The organism is Nocardia sp. NPDC059764 (assembly GCF_042732555.1).
Taxonomy (GTDB): Bacteria; Actinomycetota; Actinomycetes; order Mycobacteriales; family Mycobacteriaceae; genus Nocardia.
The window spans coordinates 1-18,560 of sequence record NZ_JBHWHH010000142.1 but is presented as its reverse complement, the minus strand read 5'-3'; the positions used below and the strand labels follow the sequence as shown (position 1 = coordinate 18,560).

The 18,560-nt window shown below is 68.9% G+C and carries 16 protein-coding genes; 10 read left to right on the top strand and 6 right to left on the bottom strand.

The annotated features are described in order from the left end of the window. Positions 1-39 precede the first annotated feature (39 nt). The gene (locus tag ACFV4K_RS26350; protein WP_379278488.1) at positions 40-3,003 is read right to left on the bottom strand and encodes an AMP-binding protein; all 2,964 of its coding nucleotides are present in this window, start codon (positions 3,001-3,003) and stop codon (positions 40-42) included. 345 nt (positions 3,004-3,348) lie between these two features. On the opposite strand from ACFV4K_RS26350, the gene ACFV4K_RS26345 reads away from it, so the two are divergent. The 4 genes from ACFV4K_RS26345 (at position 3,349) to idi (ending at position 7,858) form a co-directional block, all read left to right on the top strand. Next, a complete protein-coding gene (locus ACFV4K_RS26345; protein ID WP_379278486.1) occupies positions 3,349-4,755 on the top strand; it encodes a family 2B encapsulin nanocompartment shell protein in 1,407 nt (468 codons plus the stop codon). Positions 4,756-4,770: 15 nt separating this feature from the next. Continuing rightward, on the top strand, positions 4,771-6,294 hold the full coding sequence (locus ACFV4K_RS26340) for a family 2 encapsulin nanocompartment cargo protein terpene cyclase (RefSeq protein WP_379278485.1): 1,524 nt from the start codon (positions 4,771-4,773) through the stop codon (positions 6,292-6,294). 104 nt (positions 6,295-6,398) lie between these two features. Beyond that, positions 6,399-7,271 (top strand): geranyl diphosphate 2-C-methyltransferase, encoded by an 873-nt coding sequence (locus ACFV4K_RS26335; RefSeq protein WP_379278483.1) that lies wholly within the window; start codon positions 6,399-6,401, stop codon positions 7,269-7,271. Then, complete coding sequence (idi, locus tag ACFV4K_RS26330; RefSeq protein WP_379278481.1) at positions 7,268-7,858, top strand: isopentenyl-diphosphate Delta-isomerase; 591 nt, start codon at positions 7,268-7,270, stop codon at positions 7,856-7,858. Before ACFV4K_RS26335 ends, idi begins: the two co-directional genes overlap by 4 nt. 7 nt (positions 7,859-7,865) lie before the next feature. Here the strand turns inward: idi and ACFV4K_RS26325 are convergent, their stop codons facing one another. The 3 genes from ACFV4K_RS26325 to ACFV4K_RS26315 all read right to left on the bottom strand — a co-directional run bounded on the left by ACFV4K_RS26325 (position 7,866) and on the right by ACFV4K_RS26315 (position 11,238). Beyond that, the gene (locus ACFV4K_RS26325) at positions 7,866-9,113 is read right to left on the bottom strand and encodes a globin domain-containing protein (protein WP_379278479.1); all 1,248 of its coding nucleotides are present in this window, start codon (positions 9,111-9,113) and stop codon (positions 7,866-7,868) included. Between the two features lie 8 nt (positions 9,114-9,121). Then, positions 9,122-9,580, bottom strand: coding sequence for an RrF2 family transcriptional regulator (locus ACFV4K_RS26320; protein WP_379278478.1), 459 nt, complete (start codon positions 9,578-9,580; stop codon positions 9,122-9,124). A 167-nt stretch (positions 9,581-9,747) separates the two neighbouring features. After that, on the bottom strand, positions 9,748-11,238 hold the full coding sequence (locus tag ACFV4K_RS26315; RefSeq protein WP_379278476.1) for an NCS1 family nucleobase:cation symporter-1: 1,491 nt from the start codon (positions 11,236-11,238) through the stop codon (positions 9,748-9,750). 217 nt (positions 11,239-11,455) lie between these two features. Between ACFV4K_RS26315 and ilvA the strand changes: the two genes are divergently transcribed. Continuing rightward, entirely contained in the window at positions 11,456-12,679 is a 1,224-nt protein-coding gene (ilvA, locus tag ACFV4K_RS26310) for a threonine ammonia-lyase (protein ID WP_379278475.1), read from the top strand. A 15-nt stretch (positions 12,680-12,694) separates the two neighbouring features. Here the strand turns inward: ilvA and ACFV4K_RS26305 are convergent, their stop codons facing one another. Together ACFV4K_RS26305 and ACFV4K_RS26300 are read right to left on the bottom strand one after the other, a co-directional pair. After that, on the bottom strand, positions 12,695-13,018 hold the full coding sequence (locus ACFV4K_RS26305; protein WP_213554672.1) for a multidrug efflux SMR transporter: 324 nt from the start codon (positions 13,016-13,018) through the stop codon (positions 12,695-12,697). 26 nt (positions 13,019-13,044) lie between these two features. Further along, a complete protein-coding gene (locus ACFV4K_RS26300) occupies positions 13,045-15,963 on the bottom strand; it encodes an ATP-binding protein (protein WP_379278473.1) in 2,919 nt (972 codons plus the stop codon). A gap of 157 nt (positions 15,964-16,120) precedes the next feature. Between ACFV4K_RS26300 and ACFV4K_RS26295 the strand changes: the two genes are divergently transcribed. From ACFV4K_RS26295 to ACFV4K_RS26275, 5 genes are all read left to right on the top strand, one after another. Then, a complete protein-coding gene (locus tag ACFV4K_RS26295) occupies positions 16,121-16,468 on the top strand; it encodes a VOC family protein (protein ID WP_379278472.1) in 348 nt (115 codons plus the stop codon). Between the two features lie 47 nt (positions 16,469-16,515). Beyond that, positions 16,516-16,974: an iron chaperone gene (locus ACFV4K_RS26290; RefSeq protein WP_379278470.1), complete on the top strand. Its 459-nt coding sequence runs from the start codon at positions 16,516-16,518 to the stop codon at positions 16,972-16,974. Between the two features lie 100 nt (positions 16,975-17,074). Next, positions 17,075-17,623, top strand: coding sequence for an RNA polymerase sigma factor (locus ACFV4K_RS26285; RefSeq protein WP_379278469.1), 549 nt, complete (start codon positions 17,075-17,077; stop codon positions 17,621-17,623). 79 nt (positions 17,624-17,702) lie between these two features. Continuing rightward, positions 17,703-18,173, top strand: a complete 471-nt coding sequence (locus ACFV4K_RS26280; RefSeq protein WP_379278467.1) for a peroxiredoxin family protein — start codon at positions 17,703-17,705, stop codon at positions 18,171-18,173. 179 nt (positions 18,174-18,352) lie between these two features. Further along, positions 18,353-18,560 (top strand): hypothetical protein (locus tag ACFV4K_RS26275; RefSeq protein ID WP_379278465.1); only part of this gene is annotated, 208 nt, incomplete at its 3' end.

The window sequence follows — 18,560 nt, the reverse complement described above, 5'->3', positions numbered from 1 at the left end:
CCCGGCACGGATGCCGGGGCGCTTTCTTCCAGAAATCGATCAGGCGAACAGACGCGACGCCACTTCCGGGGTGAGCACCTCGTAGGCGTCGGTGGTGCGGTTGTACCACCAGGTGCGGTCGTCGGGCTCGGCCCGGCCCGCGGCCTGCACCGCGCGGGTGGAAGGCCGGAAGGTGGAGCTGCGCGGAATGTCGTCGACCACGTAGACGATGTCGGGCCGCTGCTCGGGAGCCAGGGCCCGGACCGCCTCGGTGACATCCTTGGGGGCCAGGCCGAAGCCCTGGCGGACGCTCACCGCGGCCACGGCCAGCACCCGGTCACGCGCCGGGATGGCGAAGGCCACCTCCATGTCGACCGCGGTGATGTCGTTGAGGACGTCCACGATCGGCTGGGTGTAGACCGGACCGCGCGGCGTCGGGATCACCGTGTCACGGCGGTCCATCAGCCAGTAGTCGCCGTCGCTGTCGCGGCGGAAGAGGTTCTCCGTCGGCATCCAGGCGTCGCCGGGGGTGAACACCCCGCGCAGGCCGCCCGCGGACAGGTCGACGGTGTCGGTCACCGTGCCGATCAACAGGCCCACCTCGTTGTCGGCGCAGCGCCGGGCGAAACCGCTGTCCTCGGTGAGGATCTCATCGGTCAGCGGGTCGTAGGCGATGAGCTCCACCTTCGCGGTGCCCGGCACCGGACGGCCCTTGGAACCGATCTTCGCGCCGGCCACATTGGCCAGCACCACATCGCCCTCGATGGAGGCATAGAACTCGACCACCTTGGCGGGGGTGAAACGTTCCTCGGTGCGCCGCCACAGGCCCGCGGGCATGCCCGAGCCGATGAACAGGCGGATCGGGTGCGGATGCCCGGCGACGAAGGTGTCGGTGTCGAGGATGTCGCGCAGCATGGTCCAGGTGTAGGTGACCACGGTGACGCCGTAGCGGTGCACCTCCTCCGCGAACCGGGCGGGCTCGAGCGAGCGGGCCAGCGCGATGCGGCTGCCACCGGCGACCGCGCCGCCCAGACTCACCAGCAATCCGGACGAATGATGCAGCGGCGCAAGGCAGTACACGGTGTCGTGCCGACCCAGGTCGGCGGCCGAGGCGGTGCCGAAGGCCGACAGCGCCCAGCGGTGGTTGGTCACGTACTTGACGTCGAACTTGTCGCCGGTGCCGGTGACCAGGATGAAGGCCAGTTCCCGGGCCAGGCCCGGGTTCGGGCGGTACCAGGCGGGCAGCTCCACCTTGTCGGGGTCGATCTGCTCCATGTCGATCACGTCGGCACCCAACGGGACGTCCAGTTCGCGGGCGTCGCCGCCGCCCAGCACCAGCACCCGGTGCCCGGTGGCCGCGGCGCTGGCCAGGTTCTCCGGATCGGCGACGATCAGCTTGGTCCCGGTCAGCTCGGCGATCTTGGACAGTTCGCTGCCCGGCGCCAGCAGCACCGCGACCGCGCCCAGGCGCGAGAGCGCGGCGATGGCGGCCAGCGCGCTGGGCCGGGTCTCCATGACCACGCCGACCCGGGTCGCCGGACGCACCCCGACCGAGATCAGCCCGCGCACCACATTGTCGATGCGCTGGTTGACCGCTTCCTGGGTGTGCACGCGGTCGTCGAACAGGAACAGGTCCCGGCCGGGCGCGCGACGCGCCTGCTCGGCGAGCAGGCGGCCCAGCGAGATCCGGGTGTGCGGCTGGATCATGCCCAGCCGGGTCAGCCGGGGCAGCGCCCGGGCGGCCTCGCTGGTCAGCTCGACGGTGCCGCGCAGGGTCTGTCCGGCCACGCCCTCGATGGTCTTGCCGACGCTGGTCCCGGCCTCGGCCAGGGTGCCCAGGGCGTGCACCACCCGGGTCAGCCCGGTGCGCGGGCCGCCGCGGACCACCTCGGAGCTCATTCGCTCGACCTGCTCGGGCAGGTCGCCGCGGCCGCTGACGTGGTTGACCCAGTCGCGGACCACGGGCCAGGTCTGCTTGGTGGCGGTGGATCCCGACACCAGTCCGAAATGCCCGGCCACGATGCTGGTCTCGTACACCTCGGCGTTCGGGGCGGCGCGCACGATGCCGCGCACGGCGGCGGGCTGGCCGATGTCGTCGACCTCGCCGACGAAGGCCAGGATCGGGCACTTGATCTCGGCCAGCGAGATGAGCTGGTCGCGGATCACGAAGCCGCCCAGCATCATTCGATTGTGCTTGACGAACTGCTGCAGCAGGTCGGTGAGCGCCGGGCCGGGATAACCGAGCCAGCCGTCGACCTCGAGGAAGCGGCGCTGGCGTTCCTTGGGCAGCAGCGCCTCACGGTTGTGCAGCTGGCGCAGGAAGTCCAGCCGGGAGCGCACCGTCTTGACCGGGTCCAGGGCCTGGAAGCCCAGGCGCACCATGGAATCGGTGATGGGCAGCCGGTTCAGCACGTGGTCGGTGAGGAAGTCCGCGGCGTCGGCGGCCAGCCCGTGCGGCAGGCCGAACGGCATGCCGGCCACGGCGTCGACCGGGCTGCCGAAGGTCACGATGGACTCGATGCCCTTGCCGTAGCGATAGGCCGCGGTCTGATACGCGAACATGCCGCCCTGCGAGTAGCCCATGAGATGGACGGCGCGCCCGGTGATCTCGGTGACCGTGTCGATGGCGTTCGAGACCGCCAGCACGTGGTCGGCGAGGTCGCGGTCCCAGCCGCCCTCCTCGGTGGCGGGCGAGCCGAAATCGACTACCCAGCAGTCGATTCCGCCCTGGTGCAGAATGCCGACCGCCCCATCGGCGGCATTCACGTCCCAGATCTCGGCGGTCACCATGATGGGCGGCACCAGCACCACCACGGGGCGCTCGGCCCCGGTGTCATCGGGGAAGTAGTGCCGCAGGCGGTACATCCGCTTCCGCTCCACCACTTCGTACGGTGACGATTCGATCTCGTGAACCAGCCCCCCGAACCGGATCACCTCCAGCCCGTTCTGCGCGGTCGCGACCAGTCGCTCGATCGGACCCACGACGGACCTCGTATTGAATTTCACGGCTTCTCTCCCAGACATTTCCTGGCCTTGACCAGCGTCACCCGCCCCGACGCGTCCCGATGAGCTTGCCATACCCCCAGCCTACTGCGCTGACGCTGTGACCAGCACCATGCGAGCTATTCGTGGCTAACCAAACCGGGCGTTCGGGGTTTACGGGATACAGCAACATTCCAGGCATCATGTTTTGCCTTTTCAGTCCGCCGCACCCAAGCGACCTCTACCATCGGTATCGCTGGAACACAGTGTCGCGCTTGTCAATTCACTCACTTGTCTAATTTATGCAGGCCTTTTCCCGGCCTGCTGCTCTGCCGTGGACTCCACCGCTCTATGACCGCGGTGGCCCTTCTAGGTGAGGACCGCAGCATGACCATCGAATTGCCCATCGAGCTCACTAACGGCCAACGCAAGTCCCTCAGCACCGCCGCGGCCAGCCGGCTGGCCCACACCACCAAATCCGAACCGCAGATGCAGGGCATCAGCTCCCGCTGGCTGACCCGCTCCCTGCCGTGGACCCAGGTGAAGGGCGGCGTCTACCGGGTCAACCGCCGCCTCACCCACACCGTCGGCAACGGCGAGGTGGAGTACATCATCAACGGCCCGCACGCCCGGGTCATTCCGCTCGAACTGCAGGAGCTGCCGCAGCTGCGCGGCTTCGACGACGAAGAGGCGCTGGCCGCCGTGGCCGGGCGCTTCGAACAGCGGGATCTGCCCGCCGGCACCGTGGTCGCCGAATTCGGCAACCCCATGGACCAGGTGCTGCTCATCGTGCACGGCAAGCTCTCCAAGATCGGCGCCGGCGAGTACGGCGAGACCACCAAGCTCGGCATGCTCGGCGGCGGCGACTTCTTCGGCGACGAGACCCTCACCAGCGGTGACGCCATCTGGCCGGTCACCATCAAGACGGTCACCCCGACCACCATGCTGGTGCTGGCCCGCTCCACCGTGGAGCAGCTCACCGAGAACATTCCGGCACTGGCGGAACACCTTTCCGCCGTGGCCACCGCGCCCGCGCTGCCGCAGAACAAGTACGGCGAGGCCGAGATCCTCATCTCCTCCGGCCACTCCGGGGAGCCGCTGCTCGAGGGCACCTACGTCGACTACGACGACCAGCCCCGCCAGTACGAGCTGAGCCTGGGCCAGTCGGTGCTGCGCGTGCACACCCGCGTCGCCGACCTGTTCAACGATCCGATGGATCAGATCGAACAGCAGCTGCGCCTGACCATCGAGGCCCTCTACGAGCGCCGCGAATACGACCTGGTCAACAACCCGGACTTCGGTCTGCTCAACAACTGTGACCTCAAGCAGCGCATCTACACCGAATCCGGTGCGCCCACCCCGGACGACATGGACGACCTGCTGTCCATGCGCCGCAGCACCAAGCTGTTCCTGGCCCACCCCAAGGCGATCGCCGCGTTCGGCCGCGAATGTTCCAAGCGCGGACTGTATCCGGACCCGGTGGAGGTCGACGGCCATCGCGTGCCGGCCTGGCGCGGCGTGCCGATCTTCCCGTGCGGCAAGATCCCGGTCTCCGACACCCAGACCACGTCCATCCTCGCCATGCGGACCGGCGAGAAGGATCAGGGCGTGATCGGCTTGCACCAGACCGGCATTCCGGACGAGTACGAGCCCAGCCTGAACGTGCGATTCAAGGGCATCGACGATCAGTCGATCATCTCCTACCTGGTCAGCTGCTACTACTCGGCCGCCGTCCTGGTCCCCGACGCGCTCGGCATTCTCGACAATGTGCTGGTCGCCCGTCAGTCCGACTGAGCGAGGTGTCCACCCATGTCGGTGCTCTCCCGCGCCGCGGCCCCGCCTGCCACCCATGAGGTGGCGGCGGCCGTCGCCGCTCTGCTGACCAATCTCGACACCACCGCACCCGAGACCCTGTTCGCCGCCGCCGAAGCCGCGGCGGCCCAGGGTGATCGATCCCTCGGCCTCGCCGATCCCGGCCTCGGCGCGCCCGAGGAGCTCTCCCCCCGACGGCTGCTCGGCCCCTCAGGCCTCGGGGCCCCGAGTCTCCGCGTGAACCTACCCACCCCCCAGGTGATCACGGAGCTCGCGGGACAGGCATCGCGTCCGCCGTCGCCTGCCGGCGGCGCGGTGCCGACGCCGTGGCCGCCGATCTCCCCGGCCCGGCCGTGGGGTCCTATCCCCCGGTCCCTGGGTTCCGGGCGGATTCCCGCTCCCCCGGCCGCTCCGCCCGCCGCACCGGTCACCCCGGTCTCCGGTGCCGTGCCGAATTCGCTCGAGCCCCGCCGGTTCTCGCACGGACCGACCGGTATCGGGACGGCCTCCACCCATCGGGGCCAGCCGCGCGGGTCGATGATCCCCACGCTCTACTGTCCGCCGCCGGTGCGGGACAACCCCGCGCTCGCGGAGGCGGTGAACGTCGGAATCATCGCGTGGGCCGAGGAGATCGGGCTCTACGAGGGCCGGCTCGACGATCTCCGCAAGGCCGACTTCGGCCGGCTGATCATGCTCGCGCATCCGGACTGCGACGATGCGGACCGATTGCTGGCCGTCGCCAAATGCGCGGTCTCGGAGTGGTCGGTCGACGACTACTACTGCGAGGAGGACGCCAGCGACATCGCGCCGGACGGCAGCAAGTCCAGCGCGGAGGCCGAGCTGGGGCCCCGGCTCGAATTGGCCGCCGCCGCCATGGATCCGGTGCACCTGCCACCCCGCTACCAGGTCAAGGTGGAGGAGGCGATGCGCGCCGATCCGATTCTGCGCGCCTTCCGCACCTCCTTCGAGCACCTGTCGCGGTTCGCGACCCCGGCCCAGGTGGCCCGGTTGCGCACCGAGATCGCGGGCTGGTTCATCGCGCTCGGCGCCGAGGCGGGCTGGCGGGCGGCCGGCCGGATGCCGCCGGTGTGGGAATACCTACTGAACCGGCAACCGCACAGCTTCCTGCCCTGCATGGCCCCGCTGGACGCGGTCGGCGGGTACGAGCTGCCCGCCGCGGAGTACTCCGATCCGCGGGTGCGGCGGGTGGTCACCACCGCCGCGCTGGCCAGCCAGATGGTCAACGACCTCTACTCGATGGCCCGCGAGGACCTGTCGGGCGGACGGGAATTCAACCTCCCGACCGTGCTGGCCGCCGAGGAGAACTGCTCGCGCCGCGAGGCCGTGCGACGCACCGCCGAGGTCCACGACGAACTGGTGCACCGCTTCGAGGCCGAGGCGGGCGCGCTCGCCGCCACCGGATCTCCGGAGCTGCGCCGCTTCCTGACCGGGTTGTGGTCCTGGATGGGCGGCAACCGGGCCTGGCACGCGGACAGTCGCCGCTACAACGACAACCCCTGAGCCGCTTCGCATTTCACGCGATACGGTGTTCCCGTCCCGCACCGGTGTGTTCGTTCGCGCAGTACTTCCAGCGTCATATCACCCATTCGAGAGGATGACCTGCCATGACCGCGCTCCACCCCCAGACCGACGCCGTCCTGAAGACCGAGTACCAGAAATCGGTCGCGTCGTACTGGAACAACAACCCCAACGACGACCGGGTCAACACCAAACTCGGCGAGGTGGACGGGCTCTATCACCACCACTACGGCATCGGCGCACCCGACCTGTCGGTCCTCGAGGGTCCGGAGGAGACCCGCCAGGAACGTCTGGTCAAGGAGCTGCACCGGCTCGAGACGGCCCAGGCCGACTTACTGCTCGACCAGCTCGGCGACGTCCGCCCCGGCGACGCGCTGATGGACGGCGGATCCGGCCGCGGCGGCACCAGCTTCATGGCCAACCAGCGCTTCGGCTGCCGGATGGACGGCGTCACCATCTCCGAGTACCAGGTGGGCTTCGCCAACGACCAGGCCCGCGAGCGCGGCGTCTCGGACAAGGTGCAGTTCCACTTCAAGAACATGCTCGACACCGGGTTCGAGACCGGCTCCAAGCGCGGCATCTGGACCAATGAGACCACCATGTACGTGGACCTGTTCGAGCTGTTCGCCGAGTTCTCCCGGCTGCTCGAGCCGGGCGGGCGCTACGTCTGCATCACCGGCTGCTCCAATGACGTGTTCGGCGCCCGCTCCTCCTCGGTGAGCTGGATCGACGCCCACTACGGCTGCAACATCCACCCGCGCAGCCAGTACTTCAAGGCGCTGGCGGCCAACAACCTGGTGCCGGTCGCGGTCCGGGACCTCACCCCGGACACCATCCCGTACTGGGAGCTGCGCACCCACTCCGAGCTCGCGACCGGAGTCGAGAAACCCTTCCTGACCTCGTACAAGGAGGGCAGCTTCCAGTACCTGATGATCGTCGCCGATAAGGTGGGCAGGTGACCGGCACCCTTGACGCATCCGGCACCACCCCGGTGGCGGATTCCGACGCCACCCCGGTGGCCGACCGTGAGACCCTGCTCGTCGAACTCGTCGACGAGCAGGGCCACGCGCGCGGATCATTGTCGGTGGCAGCGGCGCACACCGCGCCCGGACAGCTGCACCGAGCGTTCTCGGTGCTGCTGTTCGACGCCGGTGGGCGGGTGCTGTTGCAGCAGCGGGCCGCGGTGAAGACCCGCTTCCCGCTGCTGTGGACCAATACCTGCTGCGGGCATCCCGAGCCCGGGCAGCCGGTGCTGGAGGCGGCGGCCAAGCGGCTGCACGAGGAGCTCGGCGTCACCGCGGAACTGTCCGAGGTGGGCGCGTTCACCTACCAGGCCACCGACCCGAACACCGGCCGCGTCGAATTCGAATACGACCACGTCGTGATCGGGCGGCTGGACGAGACCGTCCCGCACCCGAATCCGGACGAGGTGGCCGATACCGCGTGGATCCGGCTGGACACCCTGGCCGAGGATGTGGCGAACGAGCCCGCCCGCTACACCCCCTGGCTCGGCGGTGTCCTGAAGGTCGTCGCGGCCCGCGGCTGACCGGCCCTCAGGCCAGTGCGGGCTGCGGCTCCGCGTCCATCAGCCAGTCATTGGGTGCGAAGAGCTCGAAATGGACTCGGTCCGAAGGGATTCCGGCGGACATGAGCTGGGCGCGGATGTTCTGCAAGAAGCCGGTGCCACCGCACAGGTAGTAATCCGCGTCCTCCGGGAACTCGACCTGAGACAGATCCATCAGGCCGTGGCCGTCGGCCTCGTACCAGGCACGGGAGTACACATCGGCCAGACGAGTGGCCAGATCGGCGACCGTTTCGCGCAACGGGTGCGCAGTGGTGGAGCGGTCGGCGTGCAGGATGACGGTTCGGCGCGCAGGAGTTTCGGCCGCCAGGTATTCCAGGATACCGGCCATCGGGGTGACACCGATGCCCGCGGAGATCAACACCACCGGCGCGGTCGCCTCGGTGTCGATGGTGAGATCACCGAAGGGCAGCGTGATCTCGAGGGCGTCGCCGACCCCGAGACTGTCGTGCAACCAGTTCGACACCTCGCCGGCGGGCGCGTCCTGCGCGGCGAGCACCTTGCGCACCGTGAACGCGAGCCGACCGTCTCCACCCCGATTGACCAGGCTGTACTGGCGCAGCTGACGAGCCCCGTCGGACAGCGTGACGCCGACCGAGATGTACTGTCCTGGAAGGAATCCCGGCAACGGACGAGCCGGGTCGGTGGATTCCACCACGAAGGTGGCCACGCCCGACGGGTCATCGACCCGCCGCACCACCCGGGTCGCACGGAACACGTCCCCGGGTTCGATCCCCGCCGCGTCGTAGAGCTCCCGCTCGAAATCGATCAGTGTCGTTGCCATCAGCCAGTACACCCGATCCCAGGCCGCGGCGATCTCCGCGGTCACCACGTCCGCGCCCAGCACCTCGACGATGGCGGCGAACAGATGCTCGTGCACGATGCGGTATTCGGGTTCGGTGACGCCGAGAGAGGCGTGCTTGTGGCCGATGCGGGCCAGCAGTTCACGTGGATGCGGCAGGCTCGGGTCGACGAGGTGGGTGGCGAAGGTGGCGATGGAGGCGGCGAGGGCCTTCTGCTGAGCGCCGTCGTGCTGATTGCCGCGATTGAAGCGATCCCGCAGCAGTTCCGGATGCGCGGTGAACATCTTGCGGTAGAACAGCGGGGTGATCTGATCGATGTTCGCCGCCACCAGCGGCAGCGTCGCGCGAATCACCTCGGCGTGCTCGGGTTCCAGTTCGGGGACGATGTTGAGGGAGGAATCCGGCGCGAGCCTCATGAGGTCTCCTAGATTTCGGTGAGTGCGGCTGCCGGGAAGCCCGGCATATGCAGCAGTTCCACGGTGCGCTGATCCACCAGATCGGCCAGGACGTACCGATCCAACTCGACATAGAAGGCGTTCTGCGCCTTCGCGAGAGCTCCTCGCAAACGACAGGCATTCGCAATGGGACACGGATTGTCACCGAGGCATTCGACGACTTCGTTATCACATTCCAGCTGTCGCACAATAGTGCCGATGGTAGTTTTTCGGCCGGCATCGGTCAGGAAGATCCCGCCGGTGCGCCCGCGCTGGGACTCGACATAGCCGAGTTCGGCCAGCCGGGACACAGCCTTCGCAACGTAGTTCTCGGAGGCATTGACCTGTCGCGCAATGAGTTTGACAGTGACCCGCTCCTCGGCACCGCCACTGACCGCCAGTCGCATGAGCGACCGTAGGCCGAGATCGGTGAACCGGGAGAGCTGCATGAGACCAACCTACTTAATTCCGACTTGGAAACGCATATTTTTCTATTGTGCGCTTTAATACTCAATTCCGTGCCGAATATGTAAGCCACACCACAAAATTGGACCGACGCTATTAATCTATTAGCAAATCCCTGGCGACGTCCGGCACCGCCGCCAGGGATATCCCCTCAAGCTGAAACCATGAGCCTGCTGCGGGTGGCCAGCCCGTAGTAGATGACCAACGCCAGCCCACATCCGATGAACCAGCTGTACTGGGCCGCGGTGTGCATGCCGTACACGTCCTTCGCCAGCACCGGGAACACCGCCGCGAGCGCGCCCACCACGGTCGCGATCACCGCGACCGGGTTGAATCCGTTGCGGTACCAGTACTTCCCGGTCTCGGCCATGGTGAACAGCTCGTCGACCACGATGGTCTTCTTGCGCACCAGGTAGTAGTCGGCGATGAGCACGCCGAACAGCGGTCCGATGAACGCGCCCAGCACTTCCAGGGTGTAGTGGATGACGTCCGGGTTGTTGTACAGGTTCCACGGCGTGATCAGCACCGACCCGACCGCCGCGATCATGCCGCCCATCCGCCACGAGATCTTCTGCGGGCTCACGTGCGAGAAGTCGAAGGCGGGCGAGATGAAGTTGGCGACGATATTGATGCCGACCGTGGCGATGGTGAAGGTGAGCGCGCCGAGCACGATCGCGAAGGTGGAGTCGATGCGCGAGACGGTCTCGACGGGATCGGTGATGAGCTCGCCGTACACCGGGATGGTCAGCGACGCGGTGATCACCACCAGCAGCGAGAAGGCCAGGAAGTTGACCGGCAGCCCGAGCAGGTTGCCGCGCTTCACCGCCTCCATGGACTTGCTGTAGCGGGAGAAGTCGCCGAAGTTCAGCATGGGCCCGCAGAAGTAGGACACCACCAGCGCGATCGCGCCCAGCAGCACCGGCAGCGCGTCCCAGCCGTGGTACTTCACCGCGCCCAGCTGCAGGTCGATGGCGCCCCAGCCGGCCTTGTAGATCAGGTAGCCGCACAGGAAGAACATGACGACATAGACGGCGGGACCGCAGAAGTCGATGAACTTGCGGATGGACTCCATGCCCTGCCAGAACACGGCGGCCTGCACGATCCACAGCACCAGGTAGGCGCCCCAGCCGAGCAGCGACAGCCCGAGGAAGCCGTAGTCGCCGGACTTGGCGTAGGGAGCCAGGCTCGGGAAGAGCTTGACCGCCACCACGATCAGCGCGGCCGAGGCCAGGTAGGTCTGAATCCCGTACCAGGCCACCGCGATCAGGCCGCGGATGATGGCCGGGATGTTCGCGCCCTTCACGCCGAAGGCGCTGCGGCACATGACCGGGTACGGGACGCCCGCGCGCTGGCTGGGCGCGGCCACCAGATTGCACAGGAAATATACGATCGTGATGCCGATGAGCAGGGCGACCAGCACCTGCCAACCCGCCAGGCCGAGCGCGAAAAGGCTACCGGCGGTGACGTATCCGCCGACGCTGTGCACATCCGACATCCAGAAGGCGAAGATGTGGTACGAGCCCCAGGTCTGTTTCTTCAGGGGGGCGAGATCGTCATTGGTGAGCCTGAGGTCGTAGTCTGGAGCGGGCGGCGGTGCCGCTGATTCCGCACCCGCCGCTGCGGGAGTGACGATGTCGGTCATGGGGTTGCATCCGATCCGAAAGCCGATGAGTGTGCTCAAGGTAGGAATCAGCCGTTCCCCATGGATTGCTTTTCGGTTTCCGGGCCATTGCGTGATCCGTATATCTTTTCCGACCAGCCCGTTCACACGTGCTTCACATTTCTCGGGCGTGGAGTGCGGGATTCGCCATTATCCGCCGCGCCGCGCCACCCCGCGGGTGAGGTGAATTCCTGGCAACATGGCGCGCATGGAGCTCATGGCGCGGATCGAGGCGGCGACGACCCTGCTCGAACCGGTGATCCGCCGGACGCCCGTGGTCGGTTCGCGGGTGCTGGCGGAGCGGGTCGGGCACCCGGTGTGGCTGAAGTGCGAGAACCTGCAGCGCACCGGCTCGTTCAAGCCGCGCGGCGCCTACAACCGGATCGCGAATCTGTCGCCCGCCGAGCGGGAGCGCGGCGTGGTGGCGGCCAGCGCGGGCAATCACGCGCAGGGGGTGGCCTGGGCGGCGACCTCGCTGGGTCTGGACTCCACGGTGTTCATGCCGGTCGGCGCGGCCCTGCCGAAGCTGGTGGCCACCCGGGCCTACGGTGCGACCGTGTACCAGGTGGGCGACACCGTCGATCAATGCCTGTTCGCGGCAAAGGAATTCGCCGATCGCACCGGGGCGACGCTGGTGCACCCGTTCGATCATCTCGACATCGTGGCCGGGCAGGCGACGGTGGGGCTCGAAATCCTCGAGCAGCTTCCGGATGTCGGCACCGTGCTGGTCCCCACGGGTGGTGGCGGCCTGCTCGCGGGAGTCGCGGCGGCCCTGCGACGGCTGCGCCCGCAGGTCCGGGTGATCGGGGTCCAGGCCGCCGAGGCGGCCGCCTGGCCCGCCTCCCTGGCCGCCGGGAAACCGATTGCCCTGGAACAGATGTCCACCATGGCCGACGGCATCGCGGTGGGCCTGCCCGGCGAGGTCCCCTTCGAGTACGTCCTCGAGGCCGCGCCCACCATCGTCACCGTCGACGAGGACGCCCTGTCCAGGGCGCTGCTGCTGTGCATGGAACGGGCCAAGCTGATCGTCGAGCCCGCGGGCGCGGCCGGTGTCGCCGCCCTGATGTCCTGCAGCGCAGAGGAACTCGCCCTGGACGGCCCGGTCTGCGCCATCCTCTCCGGCGGCAATATCGACCCTCTGCTGCTGACCCGCGTCATCGGCCACGGCCTCAGCGCCGCCGGCCGCTACCTGGCGGCCCGCATCACCATCTCCGACCGCCCCGGCAGCCTGTCCCGCCTCCTGTCCGAGCTGAGCCGCACCGGCGCGAGCGTCCTCGACGTCGCCCACTCCCGCACCGGAGCCTGGCTCGGCATCGACGAGGTCGAGGTCCTCCTCACCCTGGAAACCCGCGGCCCCGCCCACCGCGACGAGGTCCTCACCACCCTCGCCGACGCGGGCTACGAGGTCCGAGTCCAGGACTGAAGTCCGATCCGAATCTCAGTGCGCCCCACCGAGTTCCAACGCCAGCACCCCCGCGATCACCAAGACGATCCCCCCGATCTGCACCGCGGTGATCCGCTCGTCCAAGAACAACGCCCCGATGGTCGCCACCGCCACCACCCCCACCGCCGACCAGATCCCGTACGCCACCCCGATCGCCATCCCCCGCTTCAACGCCTGCGACAAGAAGTAGAACGCCGCCCCGTACCCGATCACCACGATGATCGACGGCACCAGTTTGCTGAACCCTTCGGAGATCTTCAGCGACACCGTCGCCGTCACCTCACACGCGATCGCCAACGCCAGCAACAACAAGGTCATAGCCGCACAATAGCGAGGCGGACCCGCTACAGGTGCACCAGCGCGGTCATCGGGGAAACCCCCAGGGTGGTCAGCATCGCCGTGCCGTCGGTGGCATCCGCGCCACCGGCCAGCACCCGGGTGCGGGCCGCCTGGTAGACGCAGCCCGCGGCGTCGAAAGTGGCTGCGGTGGACAGCAATCGGTCCCGATCCTTGGTCAGCAGCGCCTCGGCCCGGTCGATGATGGCCGCGGCGATCGGGTTTCCGGCGGCGGTGAGGCGGGCCTGGTCGAATTGCTCTGACGCGTCGCTGTTTCCGGTCAGTACCGCGGCCTCGGCGTGCAGGGCCAGGTACCAGGGGAGCCAGGCGCCCGGGACGCGGGTGGTCGCCTCGGCCACGGTGAGTTCGGTGCGTTCGAGGGCGTCTTCGGGCTGGCCGTGGTGGAGCATCAGGAGGGCGTCGAAGACGGCTTGGTAGCCGTCGGCGTCGGCGGCGGGGGTGCCGAGTTGCTGGAGGACGGTGGTCCATTCGCGTTCGGCGTCGAAGTCGTCGCGCAGGCCGTGGATCATTCGGACCCCGGCGACGGCCGCGCCGAGGGCGGAGCGGGCGGGGCGGTCCTCGCGGTGCCAGGCTTCGAGGAAGCGGGCGCCGTGGGTGAGGACGTCGTCGACATTGCCCGCGAGGGCGTCGGCCACCAGGAGGCGGCTGGTGGCCGTGTGGCCGACCTCGGCGAGCATCGGGTGCTCGGCCAGTTGCCGTCCCCAGCGGCGGGCCCCGGCGAGATCGCCTGCCCCGAGGCCGAATTCGGCGGCTTGGCCGAGTGCGTCGACCAGCTCGTGGGTGCCGATCGGGTTGTCCGGCGTGGTGGACAGCACTCGGACGCGCCGACGGGCGGTGCTCGCGGCGGCCCGCGCATCCCCGGCGCGACTCTGTGCGGCGGCGAGGGCGTCGAGGGCGGCGGACTCGACGAAGACGTCACCGGTGGCATGTGCGAACTCGACCGCGTGCTCCGCCCGCGAGACCTGTTCCGCCGCAGCGACAGCCGCACTCCCCTGCGGCGCGCCGAAGGGATTGGCGAAGACAACGGCCTCGGCAAGCCCGATCGCCGCCCGCGCAGCCGCGTCCCCCACAGCGGTCCCCGCGCGAACAGCATCGGCCCGAGCGTCCCGCGCAGCCGCGACGCCGCCCTGATCGACGTGGTCGGTGCTTGCGGGGGTTTCGGCGGTGGTGTGCGTGGTCCGCGATGGGTCGGTCAGCAGTCGGGCCCGCTCGACGAGGGCTTCCACGTCGCGCCGCGCCGGGAGTTGTTCGAACGTGCCCCAGAAGCGGTAGGCGGAGGCCGCCGCGGTGGCCAGGTCGATGGCCGCGGCGGCGGGATCACCGGCGCGCTGGGCGAATTCGGAGGCCGAGCGGTGCAGGCGGTACATGTCGTCGCCGTTGCCGCCGCAGCCCGCCGCGGCGGCCGACTGACGGAGCAGGTCGGCGGCGACGGCGGGGTCGGCGGCGAGGTAGGCGGCTTGTTCGTGGCGCCATTGGGATTCGCCGGTGTGATGGCGGGCGAACAACAGGTGTCCGAAGCCACGGGCCAGGGCGAAAGCGGCGGCCCGCTGATCCGGGCGTTCGAAGGCCCAGCCGAGGGCGGCGCGGAAATCGTCCGCGGCGATATCGAATCGGGGCCGCCAGCCGTCGCGGACGGAAACCAGCTCGGTGGCCTCCGCCGCGCACCAGCGCAGGTGGGCCGCGCGGGCGTCGTCGATCTCACCGGCGGCGTCGAGCTGTTCGAGGCCGTACTGGCGGATGGTCTCCAGGGCGCGGAATCGGGTTCCGGTCGGGGTGTCGGTGACGACCAGCAGGCTCTGCTCGGCCAGCCGCGCCAATCCGGCCGCGACCGCGCCCTTGTCGAGGTTCGCCGCCGCGGCGGCCGCCTCGACGGGGAAGGCGGCCATGAACACCGAGATCCGGCGCAGCAGGGTGCGGTCCTCGGGTTCGAGCAGGGCGTGGCTCCAGTCCAGGGCGGCGCGGACCGAGCGGTGCCGGTCGTCGGCGCGGGCCCCGCCCGACAGCATGCGCAGCTGGTCGTCCAAACCCGCGGTGAGGCCGTCCAATCCGAGGGAGGTCCAGCGGGCGGCGGCCAGTTCGATGGCCAGGGCCACGCCGTCGAGACGTCCGCAGAACGCGGCCACCTGGTCGCGCAGCGCGTGGTTGGGCGGCCAGCCGCCGGCGGCCGCGCGGTCCATGAACAGGGCGACGGCGTCCGAATCGCCCTCTCCGGCAAGCGACATGGGCGGCACGGTGTAAGCGTGTTCGAACGGCACCAGCAGCCGGGCACGGCTGGTGGCCAGCACGCGCATGCCGGGACAGGTGGCCAGCAGCTCTTCGATGAAGGGGGCCACGCCGTCGCGGACGTGTTCGCAATTGTCCAGGACCAGAAGGGCATTGCGGTCGGCGAGCGCGGCCAGCACGGCGCGGTCGAAGGGGCGGCCGGGTTGTTCGCCGACGCCGAGGGCCATGGCGACGGTGCCCGCGACCACACAGGTGTCGGGGCTGGCGAGCGGCACCAGGTCGACGAACCACACGCCGTCGGCGAAATCGGCGGCCATCTCGGCGGCGACGGCGAGGGCCAGCCGGGTCTTGCCGACGCCGCCTGGTCCGACCGCGGTCACCTGACGCTGGGTCCGGAGCAGTTCGGCGAGTTCGGCGCGTTCACGGGTGCGGCCGATGAACGAGGTCAACGGTTTCGGCAGCACGGGCGCGGCCTGCGGGCTCGCGGTGCGGGTGGCGGCCGCGTGCTGGGCCAGGGCCCGGCGGTCGGGCACGTCGAGTTTGCGCAGCAGCGAGGAGACGTGGCTCTCCACCGTGCGCACCGAGATGAACAGTCGCGCACCGATCTCGGCATTGCTGAGGTGCTCGCCCACCAGGGCCAGCACCTCGGCTTCGCGGGTGGAGATTTCCAACGTCACAGCCATGAACCCAGTCTGCCGCATCCGATCGGCCGCGGCGGTACGGGCGGGCTCGGTGTCGCTTCTCCGTGGTGGATTCCGTGGTCGCCACGGATGTGACCGAGGGGCCCCGGCGGCGAAGCTGGAAGCACACCGAACGAACACCCTCTCACCAGGAGAAACAATGACCACCCAGGGCATCAAGACCGTGCTGCACCCCGTCGCCGACCTGGCCGCCGCCAAGACCGTGTACGCCGCTCTGCTGGGGCTCGAGCCGCAGACCGACTCCCCCTACTACGTGGGCTTCGAGGCCGAAGACCAGCACATCGGCCTGGTCCCGGCGGGCAGCCCGCAGAGCCCGGAATCCCCCGTCTCCTACTGGCACGTCGCGGACATCGAGGCCAAGGTCGCGGCGCTCACCGCCGCGGGCGCCACGGTGCAGCAGGCCGCCCGCGAGGTCGGCGGTGGCCGTCTGGTCGCGACCGTGACCGACCTCGACGGCAATGTCCTGGGCCTCATCCAGGACAACTGACCCTCCGCCACTCCCGCTTCTCCCCACTCCCGCAAAGGAATCCAGCCATGGCCACCGAGAACCCCACCGAGAAGACCACCGTCGGTTTCAGCGCCGACGAGCGCGCCGCCATGAAAGCCCATGCCGAGGAACTGAAGACCGCCGCCCGCCGCCGTAACTCCCGCTCCGCCAAGGCCGATGGCGAGCAGGACGTGCTGGCCAAGATCGCCGAGATGGACGACGCCGACCGCGCGATCGCCGAACGCCTGCACGCCCTGGTCAAGTCCATCGCCCCCGAGCTCGGCGCGAAGACCTGGTACGGCATGCCGTCCTACACCCGCGACGGCAAGATCGTGTTCTTCTTCCAGCCCGCCGCCAAGTTCAAGTACCGCTACGCCATCCTGGGCTTCAACGATGCCGCCAACCTGGACGACGGCGAGATGTGGCCGGTCAACTACGCGCTGCGGAGCATGACGCCCGCCACCGAGGCCCGCATCACCGAACTCGTGCGGCAGGCTTTGAGCTAGACCCCGCAGCTCGGAAACACCCACGGGCGAACTTTCCCGGCCGGATTCGAATCCTTTTCCGGCCGGGGACGCTCTTATGGTGGTGACTGTACGAATCCAAGTGAGAGAGCAGGACGTGGAACGCGGCTGGGCCGGTGAGCAGCTGGTGACGGCGGCCCAGAACGGTGACCGCGAGGCGATCGCCGCCGTCGTGTACGGCGCGCATCCGCATGTGCGCAGGTTCGCGCAGCACCTGTGCGCCTCCGACACCGATGCCGAGGACGCCACGCAGGAAGCGCTGATCATCCTGTACCGCAAGATCGGCACGCTGCGCGCGACCACCGCGCTGGCGTCGTGGATGTTCCGCATCGTCCGCAACGAGTGCCTGCGCCGGGCGCGCCGAGTCCTGGACCACGCGCCGCGGATCGAGGCCGGCGATGTCGTCCTCTCCGCCGAGGACGAGGTGCTGCGGCGGCTGGACGCCGACCAGCTGGCCGAGGCGATCACGGCCCTGCCCGAGGTGCAGCGCCGGGTGCTGATCATGCGCGATGTGCTGGGCTATCCCGGCCGCGCGACCGCCGATGCGCTCGGATTGAGCACCGCGGCAATGAAATCGCAGCTGCACCGCGCCCGCGCCGCGGTCCGCCTGGGTCTCGACGACCTCCGCTGACCGCCGGGCCGGTCGCGCCACCGGTCATCGCACGCCATCCGGCCATCTCGTACCACCCCATGCGAAGGGACGCTCCGTCATGCTCACCACCGAACACCCCGCGCCGAACCTGGATCTGATCGACACCGCCGGACAGCCCTGGCGGCTGTCGGACAGTCGCGACGCGCGCGGCACCCTGCTGTATTTCATGCGCTCGACCTCGTGCCCGATCTGCAACCGGCACGTCCGTGATCTCATCGCGCGGCGCGACTTCTTCGACGACGAGAACATCCGGGTCGTGATCGTCGTGCCCGAGGATCGCGACGCCGCTCTGGCCTGGAAGACCAAGCACGCCATACCGTTCGCCGTCCTGACCGGTTCGACCGGCGATCCGCACGAGTCGGTCGGCCTGACCCGCCGGATGTTCGGTTCCATGCGGCAGTCGGGCACCGTGCTCGTCGACTCCCGGGGCACGGTCCGTCACGCCCACGGCGCGACCATGCCGGTCAGCAGCTACGACCGGAAGGGCATCACCGCCGCCGTCCTCGCCCTGCGGGACACGCGGAATTAAATGGGATGCGGCGGATGCGGGCCTGTGGTTAGAGTGCTCGGCATGTGGCTGTTCCTGTTCTCCTGAGCGCGATTCGCGTCTGACGCCCGGCGATCTGTCGTCTCGACCGCCCGTGGCTTTCCCGATTCCGACCGGCATCCGATCCGGTTAGTCGGTCACGCATATTTCTAGGAGGACTTGTGCCCGAGCACTTCTCGCTGCCCGAAAACGCTGCGTCACCTGCAATTCCCGCGTCGCCTGCGTTGCCTGCTGTGACCGCTTCGCCCGACATCCCTGTCGAGGCTCCCGTGGAGCGCCAGCTCTCGCGGGCCGAAAGGCGTGGCAAAGGCGCGCGGAAACAACACGATCGCGACGGCAAGGTGCACGACCCCGGTCGCGCGTCCGTGC